The sequence below is a fragment of the Flavobacterium sp. TSSA_36 genome, assembly GCF_051547165.1.
GTDB lineage: Bacteria > Bacteroidota > Bacteroidia > Flavobacteriales > Flavobacteriaceae > Flavobacterium.
In genome coordinates this window covers 207,287-224,605 of sequence record NZ_JBPTTP010000003.1, presented here as the reverse complement: position 1 = coordinate 224,605, position 17,319 = coordinate 207,287, and the positions used below count along the sequence as shown (strand labels likewise).

General features: G+C 33.3%; 15 protein-coding genes. 7 read left to right on the top strand and 8 right to left on the bottom strand.

All coding sequences use genetic code 11. From position 1 onward, the window contains the following. The first annotated feature begins 78 nt into the window (after positions 1-78). The 7 genes from ccoS (at position 79) to ACSVH7_RS07575 (ending at position 6,345) form a co-directional block, all read left to right on the top strand. Positions 79-240 carry a cbb3-type cytochrome oxidase assembly protein CcoS gene (gene ccoS / locus ACSVH7_RS07605; protein ID WP_438066117.1) on the top strand — a complete coding sequence of 54 codons (162 nt, stop codon included), beginning with the start codon at positions 79-81 and terminating at the stop codon, positions 238-240. Positions 241-272: 32 nt separating this feature from the next. Next, the gene (gene ccoN, locus ACSVH7_RS07600; protein WP_438066116.1) at positions 273-2,456 is read left to right on the top strand and encodes a cytochrome-c oxidase, cbb3-type subunit I; all 2,184 of its coding nucleotides are present in this window, start codon (positions 273-275) and stop codon (positions 2,454-2,456) included. A gap of 10 nt (positions 2,457-2,466) precedes the next feature. Further along, on the top strand, positions 2,467-2,646 hold the full coding sequence (locus ACSVH7_RS07595) for a CcoQ/FixQ family Cbb3-type cytochrome c oxidase assembly chaperone (protein WP_438066115.1): 180 nt from the start codon (positions 2,467-2,469) through the stop codon (positions 2,644-2,646). 16 nt (positions 2,647-2,662) lie between these two features. After that, positions 2,663-3,598, top strand: coding sequence for a cbb3-type cytochrome c oxidase N-terminal domain-containing protein (locus ACSVH7_RS07590; RefSeq protein WP_438066114.1), 936 nt, complete (start codon positions 2,663-2,665; stop codon positions 3,596-3,598). Between the two features lie 84 nt (positions 3,599-3,682). Next, positions 3,683-5,101 (top strand): cytochrome c oxidase accessory protein CcoG, encoded by a 1,419-nt coding sequence (gene ccoG, locus ACSVH7_RS07585; protein WP_438066113.1) that lies wholly within the window; start codon positions 3,683-3,685, stop codon positions 5,099-5,101. 30 nt (positions 5,102-5,131) lie between these two features. After that, a complete protein-coding gene (locus tag ACSVH7_RS07580; RefSeq protein WP_438066112.1) occupies positions 5,132-5,587 on the top strand; it encodes a FixH family protein in 456 nt (151 codons plus the stop codon). 56 nt (positions 5,588-5,643) lie between these two features. Then, entirely contained in the window at positions 5,644-6,345 is a 702-nt protein-coding gene (locus ACSVH7_RS07575) for a sulfite exporter TauE/SafE family protein (protein WP_438066111.1), read from the top strand. A gap of 5 nt (positions 6,346-6,350) precedes the next feature. Here ACSVH7_RS07575 and hemN read toward each other — a convergent pair whose 3' ends face one another. From hemN to ACSVH7_RS07535, 8 genes are all read right to left on the bottom strand, one after another. Further along, on the bottom strand, positions 6,351-7,715 hold the full coding sequence (hemN, locus tag ACSVH7_RS07570; RefSeq protein ID WP_438066110.1) for an oxygen-independent coproporphyrinogen III oxidase: 1,365 nt from the start codon (positions 7,713-7,715) through the stop codon (positions 6,351-6,353). A gap of 159 nt (positions 7,716-7,874) precedes the next feature. Continuing rightward, the gene (locus ACSVH7_RS07565) at positions 7,875-8,348 is read right to left on the bottom strand and encodes a hypothetical protein (RefSeq protein WP_438066109.1); all 474 of its coding nucleotides are present in this window, start codon (positions 8,346-8,348) and stop codon (positions 7,875-7,877) included. 565 nt (positions 8,349-8,913) lie between these two features. Continuing rightward, positions 8,914-10,836 carry a DUF349 domain-containing protein gene (locus ACSVH7_RS07560; protein ID WP_438066108.1) on the bottom strand — a complete coding sequence of 641 codons (1,923 nt, stop codon included), beginning with the start codon at positions 10,834-10,836 and terminating at the stop codon, positions 8,914-8,916. Between the two features lie 131 nt (positions 10,837-10,967). Further along, positions 10,968-11,726, bottom strand: a complete 759-nt coding sequence (locus ACSVH7_RS07555; protein ID WP_438066107.1) for a lipid A phosphoethanolamine transferase — start codon at positions 11,724-11,726, stop codon at positions 10,968-10,970. A 149-nt stretch (positions 11,727-11,875) separates the two neighbouring features. After that, positions 11,876-12,625 (bottom strand): shikimate dehydrogenase family protein, encoded by a 750-nt coding sequence (locus ACSVH7_RS07550; protein ID WP_438066106.1) that lies wholly within the window; start codon positions 12,623-12,625, stop codon positions 11,876-11,878. Further along, positions 12,618-14,021 carry a tetratricopeptide repeat protein gene (locus tag ACSVH7_RS07545; RefSeq protein WP_438066105.1) on the bottom strand — a complete coding sequence of 468 codons (1,404 nt, stop codon included), beginning with the start codon at positions 14,019-14,021 and terminating at the stop codon, positions 12,618-12,620. Before ACSVH7_RS07545 ends, ACSVH7_RS07550 begins: the two co-directional genes overlap by 8 nt. A 150-nt stretch (positions 14,022-14,171) precedes the next feature. After that, positions 14,172-15,356: an aspartate aminotransferase family protein gene (locus ACSVH7_RS07540; protein ID WP_438066104.1), complete on the bottom strand. Its 1,185-nt coding sequence runs from the start codon at positions 15,354-15,356 to the stop codon at positions 14,172-14,174. Between the two features lie 80 nt (positions 15,357-15,436). Continuing rightward, entirely contained in the window at positions 15,437-17,083 is a 1,647-nt protein-coding gene (locus tag ACSVH7_RS07535; protein ID WP_438066103.1) for an OstA-like protein, read from the bottom strand. Positions 17,084-17,319 lie beyond the last annotated feature (236 nt).

The window sequence follows — 17,319 nt, the reverse complement described above, 5'->3', positions numbered from 1 at the left end:
AATACAAGATTAAATATGATAAAAATCATATTTTGGAAATTTTCTTAAAAGTATTTTTGTCTCCTTAAAATGAATAGTATGAGTGTCATTTATCTTTTAATTTCCATTAGTATTTTTGTTGCAATAGGATTTTTTATAGCCTTTGTGATTGCGGTTCGATCCGGACAATACGATGACGATTATACCCCATCAGTGCGAATGCTTTTTGATGATGAATTAAAAGCCAAAAAGAAAAAATAAAATCAATAACTATAAGAAAATTAATTTAAACTATGGAAATGCAACAATTTTATTACGACAACAAAATTGTAAAGAAGTTCATTTACGCCACCATTGTTTTTGGTGTTGTAGGAATGCTTGTAGGCCTTATTTTGGCTTTTATGTTTCTTTTTCCCAATGTAACCGATGGAATTTCTTGGTTAAGTTTTGGTAGATTGAGACCTTTACATACCAATGCTGTTATTTTTGCCTTTGTAGGAAACGCAATGTTTGCTGGGGTTTATTATTCCTTACAGCGATTATTAAAAGCTAGAATGTTTAGCGATTTCTTAAGTAATCTTAATTTTTGGGGCTGGCAATTGATTATCGTTGCTGCTGCAGTTTCATTGCCTTTAGGATATTCTACATCAAAAGAGTATGCTGAGTTAGAATGGCCTATTGATATCGCTATTGCTCTGATTTGGGTAGTTTTTGGTATCAATATGATTGGGACTATGCTTAAACGAAGAGAGCGTCACTTGTATGTAGCGATTTGGTTTTACTTAGCTACTTTTATCACAGTAGCTGTTTTACATATTTTCAATAGTTTAGAATTGCCTGTTTCAGCCATGAAGAGTTACTCAGTTTATGCTGGGGTTCAAGATGCTCTAGTACAATGGTGGTATGGTCATAATGCAGTAGCATTTTTCTTAACGACTCCCTTTTTAGGATTGATGTACTACTTTGTACCCAAAGTTGCTAATCGTCCGGTTTATTCTTATCGTTTATCAATCATTCACTTTTGGTCTCTGATTTTCTTATACATTTGGGCTGGACCCCACCACTTATTGTATTCTGCATTGCCTACTTGGGCACAAAACTTAGGAGTAGTTTTCTCCGTAATGTTGATTGCTCCATCTTGGGGAGGAATGATTAATGGACTATTAACACTTAGAGGTGTTTGGGACAAAGTTAGAGTAGAGCCAGTTTTGAAATTTTTTGTCGTAGCGATGACGGGTTATGGTATGGCAACTTTTGAAGGCCCCATGTTGTCTTTGAAAAATGTTAATGCAATTGCACATTACACCGATTGGATTATTGCACATGTACACGTAGGAGCCTTAGCTTGGAACGGATTTATGGCTTTTGGTATTATTTATTGGTTAATCCCAAGAATGTCAAAAGGAACTTTATACTCTACTAAATTGGCAAATTTCCATTTTTGGATTGGTACATTAGGAATTATTCTTTATGCGTTACCAATGTATGTTGCTGGTTTCTTACAAGCGTCTATGTGGAAACAATTTAATCCAGATGGTACCTTAACGTATGGAAACTTCTTAGAAACAGTGACTCAAATTATGCCCATGTATTGGATGAGAGCTGCTGGAGGAACATTATATTTAACAGGAATGTTGGTGTTGGTGTACAATATTGTGCAAACCGTTCGAAATAGTGATGCTATCGAAGATGAATTGGCTGAAGCACCTGCCCTTAAAGAAATTAGTGCTAAACGAATTAAAGGCGAAAAATATCATACTTGGTTAGAAAGAAAACCAATCCAAATGGCTATTTTGGCAACGATAGCTATTTTAATTGGAGGAATTATTCAAATTGTTCCGACCATTATGGTTAAATCTAATATCCCAACAATTGCTAGTGTTAAACCGTATTCTCCCCTTGAATTGGAAGGACGCGATCTATATATTCGTGAAGGTTGTGTGGGATGTCATTCGCAATCAGTTAGACCTTTTAGAAGCGAAGTGGAACGTTACGGGCCTCAAGCAAAAGCAGGTGAGTTTGTTTACGATCATCCATTCCTTTGGGGTTCTAAACGTACTGGACCAGATTTACAGCGTGTAGGTCAAAAATATAACGATAACTGGCATTTTAATCATTTCTGGAGCCCACAAAGTATTTCAGCGGGTTCAATTATGCCAAGTTATAAATGGCTTTTTGATAATAAAGCAATGGATGTTTCTTTGTTAGAAAAGAAAATGAAAGCTATGGTATCTTTAGGAGTACCTTACACGGATTTACAAATTAGTAATGGCCAAAAAGATTTAAGAGCACAAGCCATTAAAATTGAAGAAAGCTTGAAAAATGACCCTGACTTTGTTAAAAGCTACGAAGAAAGTAAAAAGAAAGCGGAAGCAAGAGGCGAAAAATTTGTTCCAATGAATGAACGAGAAATTATAGCTTTGATAGCGTATATGCAACGTTTAGGTACCGATATTAAAGTAAAAGAAACTAAATAAAGAAACTGTTATGTTTGAACAAATTAAACACAATATGGAGACCATCGTAGGAATTGAAATTTATCCAATTCTTTCACTCTTAATTTTCTTTTTCTTCTTTGTAGGATTGGCATTTTGGGTGTTTTCTTATCAGAAAGAAACCATACAGGAGATGAGCAATATTCCATTAGAAGAGACTAGTACTTTATAATTTAAAGCTTTAAAAAATGAAAAAATTAATCCCAGTATATGTTAGGGTTCCCCTTATTTTCTTCGCCGTATTTGGCGCAATGGAGTATTTTATTGATTCAGGGGACCGTCCTGCCTTTATCAAATTCCCAATGGTTTCTTTGTTCTTATTTGTATTCCTTTTTCTGTTAATTGCAATTGAGGTTACTGTGAGTGCTATCGATACGATAACCTATCATCTCTTAACAGACGAACAAAAAGCCAAGTTAGAAGAAGCTTCTTCTGCCAGTTTTGGAGAAAGTGATTGGTTTAAAAATCTAATGAAAAAATTGACCAAATCAGCACCAATTGAAAAAGAAGGGGAGTTACTTTTGGATCACGATTATGACGGAATTCGAGAGTTAGATAATAGTTTACCACCATGGTGGGTGTATTTATTCTATGCTTGTATTGCTTTTGCGGCAGTATATTTGATTCGTTATGAAATTTTAGGAGCCCCCGATCAAGAAATGGAATTGAAAAACGAAATTGCTCAAGCCAAAATTGAAGTAGCTGAGTATATGAAAAATGCTCCTGATTTGATGGATGAAAAAACAGTTACTTTATTGACAGATCCAGCTGAATTGGCCATTGGTAAAGAGATTTTTACCACCAATTGTGCGGCTTGTCATCGTGCAGATGCTGGAGGGCAAATAGGTCCTAATCTTACCGATGATCATTGGATTCTTGGTGGAGGTATTAAAAATATATTTCATACGATCATGAATGGAGGTCGAGACGGTAAAGGAATGATTTCTTGGAAAGGAACCTTGAAACCGAAAGAAATGCAAAAAGTAGCTAGTTATATCTTGTCATTACAAGGTAGTAATCCGAAAGAGGCTAAAGCTCCCGAAGGAGAAGTGTGGGCAGATGATGCAGCTCCAAAAGCAGAGGCCTCAGCTACAACTGCTGTAGACACAACCGTCGCTCAATAATGATTTTTATACTATTTTAGGAACTGTGTCAAAGTGTATTACTTTGACACAGTTGTTTTAAAAAGTTAAACCAAAACAAATATCATGGCTGTTTTACCAGATGAATCATTTCGAGATAGTATTGCAACTATCGATCAAGAGGGCAATAGAAAGTATATTTATCCTAAGAAACCATCTGGGAAATTTTATGACTATCGCAAATGGGTGAGCTATTTTTTACTAATCATTTTAGTTGCAAATCCTTTTATTAAAATCAATGGTAACCAATTTATGATGTTCAATGTGATGGAACGTCGGTTTACTATTTTTAGTTTTCCTTTTTGGCCTCAAGATTTTTACTTATTTGTAATGTTCATGATCATTGGAGTAGTGTTTGTAATACTTTTTACAGTGATTTTCGGACGTATATTCTGTGGTTGGATTTGTCCACAGACCATTTTTCTGGAGATGGTGTTTCGGCGCATTGAATATTGGATTGAAGGTGATCGTGGTGCTCAAATCCGTCTCGATAAGCAAGTATGGAATGCCGATAAAATTCGAAAGAAAGTCACAAAATGGTTTGTTTTTTTACTGATTTCATTTTTTATCGCCAATGTGTTTTTAGCCTATTTAATTGGGAGTGATAGCTTACTTAAAATGATTGAAGATGGGCCTAAAAGCCATATCAGTACTTTAATTTCATTATTGATTTTTACAGGCGTTTTTTATTTTGTCTTTGCTTGGTTTCGTGAACAAGTCTGCATTATTGCTTGCCCTTATGGTCGTTTACAAGGCGTTTTGTTGGACAATAAATCAATTAATGTGGCCTATGATTTCGTAAGGGGAGAGAAAGAGAAGGGTAGAGCCAAATTCAACAAACAAGAAAATAGAACCGAATCAGGTAAAGGTGATTGCATCGATTGTAAACAATGTGTTCATGTTTGTCCAACAGGGATTGATATTCGTAACGGAACGCAACTAGAATGTATTAATTGTACAGCTTGTATAGATGAATGTGATACCATAATGGAAAGTGTTGGATTACCCAAAGGATTAATTCGTTACGCCTCAGAAGATGAAATTGAGAAAAACGAGACTTTCAAGTTTACCCCAAGAATGAAAGGCTACAGCGCGGTATTGTTTATTTTGATTGGGGTACTTTCTGGTTTATTGTTTTTGAGATCCGAAATTGAAACTACTATTTTGCGATTACCGGGGCAATTGTTTCAACACAAAGGAGAGAGTATAAGTAATGTCTATACATTTAAAGTAATCAATAAATCGAATGTTGATATAAAAAAGGTTCACTTCAAGCTAAAAGATATTAAAGGAACTTTAAAAATTGTTGGACAAAACCAGTTAAGCGTCCCAAGACAAGGACTCACTAGCGGTACTTTGTTTATCGAAATTAATAAGTATTTGTTAGAAAGTGATAAAACAACTATCGAGATTGAAGTGTATGAAGGAGAGGAATTAATCCAAACAACGGCAACCAATTTCTTAGGCCCAAGAAGTTTTGATTAATCATTACTATTTATTTTTAACACTAAAAACATGAAATTAAAATTCAATTGGGGCACTTACATTGTAATCGCATTTGCATTGTTTATCACTTTTATTCTATATTTTGTTGTCAAAGTACAATCAGATTCAAAATATGATAATGATTTAGTAGTTGAAGAATATTACAAACACGATATTCATTATCAAGAAGAAATGCAAAGAGTACAAAATGCACATGATTTGGCTCATAAACCTATAGTGAAACAACTAGATAACGAGGTCACTATTACTTTTCCATCTACTTTTGATTGTAAAAAGATTACGGGAACCGTGGCTTTGTACCGTCCTTCGAATAAAAAACTTGATTTTGAAGTAAAATTAGCCTTGAATGAGTCTACTTTACATATTCCGAAAACTAATTTGGTAGGTGGAAGTTGGGATATAAATATGGAATGGCAATATGAAGGGAAAGCGTATTTAACTAAAGAAGCCATTTACATAAAATAATTCATTGGAATTTTATGATAATGTAATGTTGTGAAAAGTATAAAAATAGTAGTTAAATGCTGTATACCTCCTTTTTTTTGGGTTTGATTAGTAGTTTACATTGCGTAGGAATGTGTGGTCCTATCGCGATGATGTTACCTGTAGATCATGCTAATCCTGCTAAAAAAGCAACTCAAATTATCACTTACCAATTGGGACGATTATTGGCTTATGGAAGCTTGGGGTTGTTATTTGGATTGCTTGGAAAAGGTTTTTTTATAGCAGGATTCCAACAAAAACTATCTGTTTTCATTGGAATCTTGATGATTATAGCGGTAGTGCTTCCGGAACGAGTTTTTGCTAACTACAATTTCTCTAAGCCTGTTTTTAGAATGATTTCCAAATTAAAACAAACGTTAGGGAGTAATTTTAAGAAAAAATCCTATTCGTCTTTGTTTACCATAGGTTTTTTGAATGGCTTACTTCCTTGTGGAATGGTTTACGTAGCGTTGTTTGGAGCAGTCGCCATGCAAAGTGCTATGTTGGGTGTTTCTTATATGTTATTGTTTGGATTAGGAACCGTCCCATTAATGAGTTTGGTTGTCTATATGAAATCATTTTTGAGTCTTTCGGCTAGGAATAGAATACAAAAAGCGATTCCGTTTGTGGCTGTGATTATTGGTATTTTGTTTATTATGAGGGGGTTAGGACTCGGGATCCCTTACGTTTCTCCAACTACCTTAAGTTTGTTTGTTCAACAAACACCTAATTGCCATTAATGTGCTTATACTGTCATTGAAAACAAAGCGGTTTCGGGCGCTTTTCTCTTTAACAAAAGATCAAAAGCCATACAAATATTTCTTATGAATGGTTTTCCCGCTTCTAAAATCGTGATTTTCTGGTTAGCTATTGTAATCAGTCCGTCTTTTTGCATTTCTTCTAATTGTGTAACTACTTCAGATATCTCTGAGAAATATAACGATTTTTCATCCCAAGAAGTTTGAAATTGACACATTAAATTCAAGATATGCTGTCTAATGATTAAATCTTCGTCAGTGAGAATATGTCCACGATAAACGGGTAGGTTATCGTTATTTAGGCATTCATAATAGTCTTCAATCGTTTTTACATTTTGAGCAAAACTATACCAACTATCACTGATTGAAGACACTCCTAAACCAATCATTACTTGTGTTTTTGAAGAACTATATCCCATGAAATTCCGATGGAGTTTTTTGTTTTTGAACGACTCGAAAAGGCTGTCTTCTTCCAATGCAAAATGATCCATTCCAATTTCATGATACCCATTTTTGCTTAATAAATTTTTACCCACTTCGTACAATTGGCGTTTTTCAGCATCTTTTGGAATATCCGAATCCTTAAAACCTCTTTGACCATTTCCTTTAATCCATGGCACGTGAGCGTAACTGTAAAAAGCCAATCGGTCCGGATGCAATGACTTGGTTTTTTCTATAGTATCGATTACATCTTGTAACTCTTGGAAGGGTAATCCAAAAATAATATCATGACCAATCGAGGTGTAGCCTATTTCTTTGGCCCAAAAAGTTACCTTCGCCACATTATGAAAGGATTGCACGCGATTAATGGCTTTTTGTACTTTTTCGGAATAATCTTGTACACCAAAACTGACTCTTCTGAATCCTAAATCAAAAAGAGTTTGTAATTGGGCTTTGGTCGTATTGTTAGGATGTCCTTCAAAGCTAAATTCGTAATCAACAGCTTTGATTGCCGTGTTGAAAATGCCATTAATTAATTTTTCTAAATTTTCAATAGCAAAAAAAGTTGGGGTACCTCCTCCTAAATGAATTTCTTTGATGATTGGTTTTTCCTCAAGTAAAGCACAATATAATGCCCATTCTTTTAAAACGGCGTCGATATAGGGATTTTCTACAGTATGATTTTTTGTAATTCTTTTGTTGCACCCACAAAAAGTGCAGAGACTTTCACAAAAAGGCAAATGAATGTATAAGCTAATACCTTCAGTAGCGTTACTTTCTTTAAAAGATTTTTGTAGCGTTTGTAGCCATAAGTCAGTTGAAAAAAGTAATTCATTCCAATACGGAACGGTTGGGTAACTAGTATATCTAGGTCCAGGAACGTTGTATTTTTGAATAAGATTATTTTTCATATTTAACTTAATTTTATCGAACAAAAGTATCTTTTATTCAATAGTGAGCAAATGATATTTATCATATATACTAAATTACTGAGAAATGAATAAATAATTTCATTTCTCAGTGGGTTAATTTTACATTTTTAGGTTTTTTTTAAGATAATTGTTGCTATATTATGTTAAACAATGATCTATTTTGCTTTTCCAACGCTTAGCAAATTGGTCGTCTTCATATAAACAAATTTGATGAAGTAAGTCAAATTTTGAGTCATAAACAGTAATCGACTCTTTTTTTGTTTTTTGTTTGAAATTGAAAACTAATTCTATCTTTGAGGTTCGATCTGTTTCTTGATCAGTGACGTAGGCTAATTCGCAAGAGGTTATAGTGGTAGTGTCTATTAATTTTGAAAATGTTTTTGCAGGATTGAAGTCGATAAATAGAACAACCTTCCCTTTAGGATCTAATGAAAATACTTTTTTATTTTGATTTTCGGTATCTTTAAAATTGAATTTTTTTTCAGGATTGTTTAACTTTTGTATAGCAATAATTTTATTTTTATGAATAACATTGCTTCGAAATACAAAGTACAAAGGAATTGAGATTAATATGGTGATTACTAATCCTATAATAGTTACAGACGTGTCCATAGTATGATTTTTAAGTGATTTATGAAAATAAGAATGCTTCCTTAACGCAGATTGTAAGCACAAAATCTGAGTTAAAGTTGCGTTTTTTAATGCTAATTATAAATCACCAAAAATTATGCTTAGGAAATAGAAGCTGTGAAACCGCAAGGATACGATTGATATTTCTTGATACAAAAGCTTTTGAAACTACATGTAAGTGGCTATTCAGATGTTCTTTGAGAACATAAATGTTAGAAAGCGTTCCAAAAAAGATAAAGAATTGAGTATTGTTTATCAGTGTATAACTAACTAAATCAGGCTGAATAAATTGTAAGTTAGTAGTGTTTACTGCTAAAAAGGAGGCCTCTTTTTGTGTTTTAATACAAGTCGTAGGGCGATCACTGTATTCCTTTTTCAAAAGGAAAAATAACAATATCACTCCAATACTTAGTCCTATTTTACGAAGTAAATTCATTTTGCAAAATTAACAAGTTTTATATGTTAAATGATAAGATAAATCTATAAAACATTGTTAATCTTTATGATATAAAAAAAGCCTCAATGTTTAACTGAGGCTTGATGTATATTATTCAATGTTTATATTTCGAATTTGTTGTAACTTTTCCTTCCAAACTTCTAAGCTTTCTTTATGTAAAGCAATATTTTTTCGAACTTCTAATACAATTGAATTTTCTTTTTTGGCATTCTTTGTATTAGTAAAAAATTGAATATTGTTTTCTAATTGAAAAATTTCATTTTGAACTTCTTCGATTTTACGCATTAAAAATATCTTCTCATTATCTAACTTGCGAACATCGTTATTTTCTGATAAATTTTCCATCCGATTTGAAAAGCGCATCATATCGGTTTCTTTTTTACTTAAACTCAATTTTGCAAACAAAGCGTCTAAAATTTTATTGAACTTTCCTTCAATATGTCTTCTTGAAAAAGGAACTTTTCCGAAGTTTTTCCAAGTTTCAATGTGTTTTTTAATTGCATCTAGATCCGTTTTGTGATCACCACACAATTGAAATTCTTTGATAGTTTCTAAATAATTTTTTTTATTTTCAAAAGCTGTGATTTCTTCATTGTTTTCTTCACTTCGGTGTTCTTTCAATTTTGCAAAATAATGGTTACATGCTTCCTTAAACTCATTCCATATTTTATCAGAATATTTTCTGGGAACATGACCAATTTGTTTCCATTCTTCCTGAATTTGTTTCATTATAGGAGTAGTAGCAGCAAAATCTTCACTTTCTTGTAATTCTTTTGCTTTGGCAACTAAAGCAATTTTTTTATTCAAATTGACCGTTTGATCTTTTTTGATATCCTTATAAAATGAATTTTTAAAGCTATTGAAGTTTCGTACTGCCGTTTTAAATGCTGCCCAAGTAGCTTCATTTATTTCAGAAGGGACTTTACCTGCTGTGAAAAATGCATTTCTCAAGGCTTCCACTTTTTCTATTTGCTGTAACCATTGAGAATGGCTATTTACTTTCTCTGTAGCTAACAGTTCAATTTTTGCAATAATGTCATTTTTATTGTCAAGATTCACTAACTCAACGGCTCTTTGTTGTTCAAAAAGTTTTTCTCGTTGATCATGCATCTGTTTAGTTAATTCACTAAACTTATTCCAAATTTCATCGCGATGTTCTTTTGATACAGGGCCAATATCTTCTTTCCAAATCTTGTGTAAATCTTGTAATTCTCTGAAAGCTTTGTTGACATCTTGTTCTTGAGTTAGCGCTTCAACTCTTGCTATTATTTTGAGTTTTAAATCAAGATTGTGCTTAAAATCTATATCTCTTGCTTCTCGATCTAAATGCAAATAATCATAAAAGTTTTCGACATGAAAATGGTAGTTATTCCAAACGTGGTTGTATTTGTCTTTCGGAATAGGGCCTGCATTTTTCCAACGCTCTCTTAAATCATTAAATTGCTTTAAAACGTCTTTGATATTGGCTTGAGGATCGATCAGATTTCTTAGTTCTTCTACGATGGACAAGCGATTTTCTAAATTGCTTTTTAAGCTACTTTGAAGACTTTTGAAGTGTTCGTTTTTGAGATCTTTATATATTGTGAAGTATTGGTCAAATTTATTTTTTAACGGAAAATGATATTCAAATGTTTCGTTTGCTTCAGTATTTTCCGCAATAAATTCTTCTCTTTTCTCTTCAAGTAAGTGATGGTATTTTGCTAAAAACGCTTTTTTAATTTCGTCTACATGTACCTTCACAGACATTACTTTTTCATAAGACACTAACCTTTGTAATTCATTTACTAATGAATCCATATCCATTGCATCGTAATCTAATAACGGAATGTCATGGCGTCCTTTCAAGGTTTCGTCTTCACTTTCCTCTGCATTTGAATTCGCAATGGCATCAAGAATATTTTGATTGTCTTGTGTTTTTTCACTTGAAGTCAATTCAACCGTGGCTTGATCCATATTTTCATTTGACTGATTTCCGTCTGCAATGGGCAGGTTATCTTGCTTTTCTTCTAACATTTTTTGAAATGTTTATTGTTATTTTTTTTTGAATGCGAAAGGTACTAAAGGATTGGCTAATTGCAAAATTTTTCAGGCTTTATAGTCGCTATCTTTTTGAAAATCTTATAAATTACGCCAAAAAGTGCCATTCAAAACAGTATCACTAAGCCTAATTCAAAACCGTAATTGTAGGCCTTTTGCTTTCCAAAAGCAGCACTCGGATGAATATAAAATAGAGAACTTGGGGTGAATTTTCTGCCAAATTCTATAAATGTACTATTTTGAAACCCTTTTCTAACCTCGTTATAACGAAATGCCACATTGGAGCTCATCCAGTTTTTAGAAAAAGAGTAAACAAAGGTGCTCTCTAGTACTGCAATGCTAACAGTTGCCCTATTATCTGATCCTGCAAAACTATATTGGTATTCTGCATCAGCAATTAAGAGTAGTTTTTTGTTTTGATCTATAAATCTTCCATAAAAAATGGCGGGTGCAACGATCCATTTTCCTTGCCCAAATTTAGGATCTATGGCGGAGTTGGTAGTTAACTTTATCCGTGTGGCTATACCAGATTTTTGTGTTAAAATAGGTATAAAGGAGGTGGCGATACTGAGGTCTCCTAATCCTGTTTTATTGGTAGCATTTGTGTTGGCAGAGACTAATGGCAGGTCCACTCTCAAGGTCCATGCTCGATTGCCTATGGGTTTTAGTAGTCTGAGATTGGTAGTATTGAAAGATCCATTTTTTGTGTCTAAATATTCATTGAATAAAAGTAATGTTTCTTTAAAATAACTAAAGCGCGCTTCTGAAAATGGATTTTTTTCATTTCTTATTGAATTTTTATCTTGAGCTTTTACAATTCCAATTGGAATGAGCAAAAATGAAAGACATAATAATAGCTTTTTCATAAAAATTAAATTTATGTAAAGCTAATTTAGTTAAACTTATTGATATTGAGTTTGTTATGGTGTTGGTTTTGTTTAGAATTTTCAAGGAGGCTTAATAAAAAAAACATCAAAAATCTACTTTTGATGTTTTTATTAGAAATAAACAGGGATTATTTGTTCCAGATACGCCATGCTTTTTCAGCTTGTATAATGAGCATTTCTAGACCATTTTTAGTTATTGCACCTCTTTTTTTAGCTTTTTTTAGAAAAACAGTGGCAGCTGGATTATAGATTAAGTCGTAAGCAATATGTTTTTCTGTAAAAAAATCATAGGGAATATCCGGGTAATTGGCTGTATTAGGGCTTGTTCCTAGAGGTGTTGTGTTAATGATAATCGTATGATTTTCAAATATTGTCGCATTGAGTAAATCATATCGAATGGTTTTTTCTTTATTTTCTCTAGAGACAAAAGTATATAAAATCCCTAATTCCTCTAAAGCAAAGGCTACCGCTTTTGCTGCGCCTCCTGTTCCTAATATTAAAGCTTTGGTATGATGGTCTTTCAGTAAGGGTTTTAAGGATTTTTTGAAACCATAATAATCTGTATTATAGCCTTTTAAAGTTCCTTTTTTGGTGAATTTTATCGTGTTTACAGCACCAATTTCAGAGGCTTTTTTTGATAATTTATCTAAAAAAGGCAACACGGCTTCTTTGTAGGGAATCGTTACATTTAATCCTCTTAAATCAGGGTTGTTTTTGATCAATTCTGTAAAATAATTGATATTGTCAATGTCAAAATTTTCATACGTACAACCTTCAAATACGGGGTCTTTAAATTTTTCTGTAAAATGTCCTTTGGAAAAGGAATAGCTTATATTGCGTCCGAGTAAACCAAAACGCATTTTTAAAGAATCAATCATCACTTTTTTTATGTTTCGAGATATAGTTTTGTATAGTTTTTCGATTCCATACCACTGGGAATAATTCCTTTATCAAAATGTGATTTTCCGAATTTAGATGTAGGGCATTTTTTAAATGAATTTTACCTTTGCTATCGTCGGTCAACATAAAATATAATCCAGCTAAACGATATTCAATCTCGTTTTCTTCAGGAAAAAATTCGGCGGCTTGCAACAAGGTTTGTACTGAGGTTTCGAATTCTCCTAAAAATTGTAAAATATCAACCCAAAACAACCAAGTGTCCAATTGGTAGTCTCCATATTCAACTGCTTTTCGATATCCAAATTCAGCTTCTTCGAAAAAGTTCATTTGCTTGTTGATAGTGGCATAACGTTTCCAATACAATCGATTTTGGTTGTCAATAGCTAATGCTTTATTAACAAAAAACAATGCTTTTTGATAGTTTTTAAGTCGCATGTAAAAGTCCGTGATAGCAATCCAGCCTTTGTCTAATAGTGGATCTTCGTGAACGGTCTGATTGAAGAATTTTAGTGCCAATGCTTTGTTTCCTATTTTTTCATGACATTTTCCAATTCTCAGTAAAGCATACGAAGTAGCATCATCTAATTCGATGGTTCTGGTATAACTCACAATCGCTTCTTCGTATTTTTTTAGGCGTTCTAGGGCTTTGGCTTTTTCCATAAACGCACCCAAGAATTCTTCGTCGATTAGTGTGGCGTAATCAAAGGCGCGAATGGCGTTTTCGTATTCTTTTACACTGTAATGCAAACGACCTAGTTGATGCCAAGCAATTTCGCTGTATGGATTTCGATCAATATACCTTATCAAGTAGGCAATGGCTTCTTGATTTTGATCTAAAAACTCGTAGCAATAGACTACATTGTATAAGGCAGATTGATCTTCTATATCTTCTTCTAAACATTGAATAAAACTTTGTTTGGCCATTTCCAAATTGTCCATAAACAAATATTCCATGCCTATTAAATTATAAACATCAGCAAAATCATCGGTGTATTTTAATGCGATTTTAAGTTGCTCAACCGCTTTTTCGTGTTGGTCTCTTTTCGACCAAATATTAGCTTTTTGAATATAAATTTCTTCGTTTGTTGGCTCAATAGCATACAATTCGTTGAGCATTTTTTCGGCTAAATCTAATTTGTCGTCAAAAACTAGCATTTCGATTTGCACCAATTTTAATCCTGTAGATTTTGGATGTTGATCCAACGCAAGTTTTAAAGCCTTTTTTGCTAAATTGGCTTTTCCCATATCCAAATAATGCAGAATGATTTCTTCAAACTCTTCTGAGTCAAAAAACAACACTTTGTTGGTCTTTAACATGGATTCAAACTTGGATAAGGATAAGCTATAATCTTCTTCTTCGTTGCTTAATTGCATACTTAAATTGTTTTGAGTTTGCCTAAATAAAATTAGGTAACCTTAGTGTTATTGTGTGTGTTTTTTAGAATTGTTGTGAACAATTTAATTAACAAAGGTGCTATTTTTTAATTAATGGCGCTGGGTTAAATTGATTATCTAAAAAAAATATTATTTGCCAACTATTTCATTCATTACTTCTAAAATGATGGCGCAACCTTCTCTAATTTCTTCTTCGGAAATAGTTAACGGAGGGGTTATTCGTATGGCGCAAGCTTCAAAAAGCAACCAAAATAAAATTAAGCCTCTGTCTTGACATTTTAATATCACTTCGTTAGTGATATCTGCGTGTTCGGTCATGGCTGCGAGCATCAACCCTCTACCCCTAATATCTTTTATCAAAGGATGTACCAAAAGAGTTCTAAACAGTTTTTCTTTTTCTATGGCGTCAGCCATTAATGTTGTCTCGGTAATTTCCTGCAAGGTGGCTAAACTGGCTGCCGCAATGACAGGGTGACCTCCAAAGGTGGTAATATGTCCTAATTTTGGGTCATGACTTAGTAAATCCATCATTTCTGCCGAAGCTGTAAATGCACCAACAGGCATTCCGCCTCCCATTCCTTTTCCCATAACCACAATGTCAGGAACGACATCGTAGTTTTGAAACCCAAACAATTTACCTGTTCTTCCAAATCCCGGTTGAATTTCATCAACGATCATCATTGCTCCAACCTCAGTACAGCGTTGTCTTACTTTTTTTAGAAAATCATTTTCGGGTTGAATGAAACCTGCACCACCTTGAATGGTTTCGAGAATTATTCCAGCAGTTTTGGTGGTTATTTTTTCTAAATCGGTCTCGTTGTTGAAGGTGATAAAATCTACATCCGGAATTAAAGGACGAAATACTTGCTTGCGTTCTTCAAATCCCATCACACTCATAGAGCCCATAGTGTTTCCGTGATAGGCATTATGGCATGAGATTAATTGACTTCTACCAGTGGTTCTTCGAGCTAATTTTAAGGCACCTTCAATGGCTTCGGTACCTGAATTTACTAAATAAGTTTTTTTCAGGGGATCAGGCATTTGCTCTGCTAATAATTTACAGAAAGCTACAGAAGGACTTTGAGAATATTCGCCATAAACCATAACATGTGAATATTTGTCCAACTGATTTTTAATGGCATCGTTTACTCGTTTGTTTTGATGACCTAAGGTACAAGCTGAAACTCCAGCCACAAAGTCTAAATATTTTTTATTATTTGTGTCGTAAATGTAAGAACCAATAGCATGCGAAACTTCCATGCCTAAGGGATAAGGTGAAGTTTGTGCTTGGTATTTTATAAAATCTGTACTCATTTTAATTCTAAGTTATTGCAATAAGGAGGATAAATTCTCTTTATTATGGATTTTTTTTTGAATACTTAAATCGGCTTCAGCTATTTTTTTGATTTTGCTGTAGGTTTCTTCTTGTCGTAATTCAATGTTTCTTTTCGGGGTTTTATTGGAACACCCGCTCGATCATTTGCTATCTTGGTCTGCTTGATAATTTTTTCATTATCGATGTTTTCTTCAGGAGGAAAAATGTCCTCTTTGGATTTTATTCTTTCGTCTCCTCGCCAAACGAGTCCTTTGAGTTTTCTGGCATTTTCAGGTAAATCTTTTTCTGGAAACAAATCTCCATCTACATCATAAAAAAAAGTGAGTGTTTCTATTTTACTGTCTTCAAAAATCATGTTGATTTTGCTGCTTTTATTTTTATTGATTCCAATGAGTTCTTGCTGATCATTTCGCATGTAATAAATGACTTCCGTATTTTTAATGACATCCACATCATGAAGTTTTCCCTCTTTTAATTTACCATATAAATTTTGCCCTTTTACTTGGTTGAATCCTGTTCCTAGGGTGTCTTTGGAGACTATAAAAGTGTTGTTGAGCACTTTTAGAGAATCTAATTTTTCGGTTTTAGAATCTCCAATTAAATGCATTACATCTCCTGTAATTTGATTTTCTGCATTCCATAAAATCGGGTTGCCTATAAGTTTTGTTAAGGCAGTTTTTGTACTGGAATGGATAGAATCGCATTTACCACTCATGTCTGTTTTGTAAAAGCGCACGTTATTGAAAGCTCTAATGATTCGATTTCCTTCCTTACCAGTAACCATTAATTTTTTGCCGTGTATGTACACTGAGTCATTTTCGACAAAGTTAACTGCCAAAGCTCGTTTGGTTACATACATCGAGTCTTTTTGCTTGTAAACCTCTGCATAATGTCCTTTTATGATACCTCTATTGATCGAATCTGTAATTTTAACATTTCGCGTAGCCGAGGCAAATTCGCGGTTTCTGTCATAATATAAGCTATCGCCTCTAATTAATCTATCGTCATATTTGATATAGGATTTATTCAAAAAATGGGCTAAATTTTTTTTAGTGTCATAAAATCCTTTTTCGGTATAAATGTAATTTGCTTTACTAGTAATGGTTGATGGGCCTAATAAATAAGAATGTCCAGAATTACTGTAATAATCTAAATGATTTGATTTGATGGTATACGTAGGATTAGTGATCGTTACGGCAGTTAGAAATCGAAACTTTTTTTGCGTGACATAATATCTACCAGATTTACTTTTCAAAGTGTTTTCTTTATTGACAATAGTTCCGTTAGTGTTGTAAAAAACTTCTTGAATGTTTCTATCAAAGTTGATGGTATCAGTAGCCAAAGTGGCATCTGGAGAACTCATAACAGCATTTCCGGTGGCGAAGGCTTTTTTTACGTTTCCGCTGTACTCTGCATATTTACTGTTTAAATATAAGGTGTCACCTTGTACCAATTGTACATTTCCAAAGGCTTTGATGTAGTTTTCTTTTTGAAAGTAATACGCTTTATTACAGGTCATTACTACGCCGTCATGTGTCATTCGTACATTTCCAGTCAGCAAAGCTGCATCGGGAGCTTCTACTTGATTTACGTTAAAAAAATCTGAATGCTCGATAATTATTTTCTTAGGTGATTGAGCAAATAATAGGTGAGGAGTAATGCTAATTATCAAACAAAAACGGATAATAAATACTAGTTTTTTCAATGCGTATATTTTTTGTCAAATTTATGAAAAACCTCCAAAGTATGGCTTTAATAAGTTTTAATTGTAGTTGTTAAATTTAATGTTAAAAAAGAGGCTAAATTGAATTTATAAATTATTAACAATTTTTTGAACTCTCTCGTTGTAGTTGCAATATAGCCTAGGAAAGGAATCTTGTAGTTTTGTTAAAGTACAACTTTTAGAGTCCTTTTTTTGTAAATTTATCAAATGGAATAGTT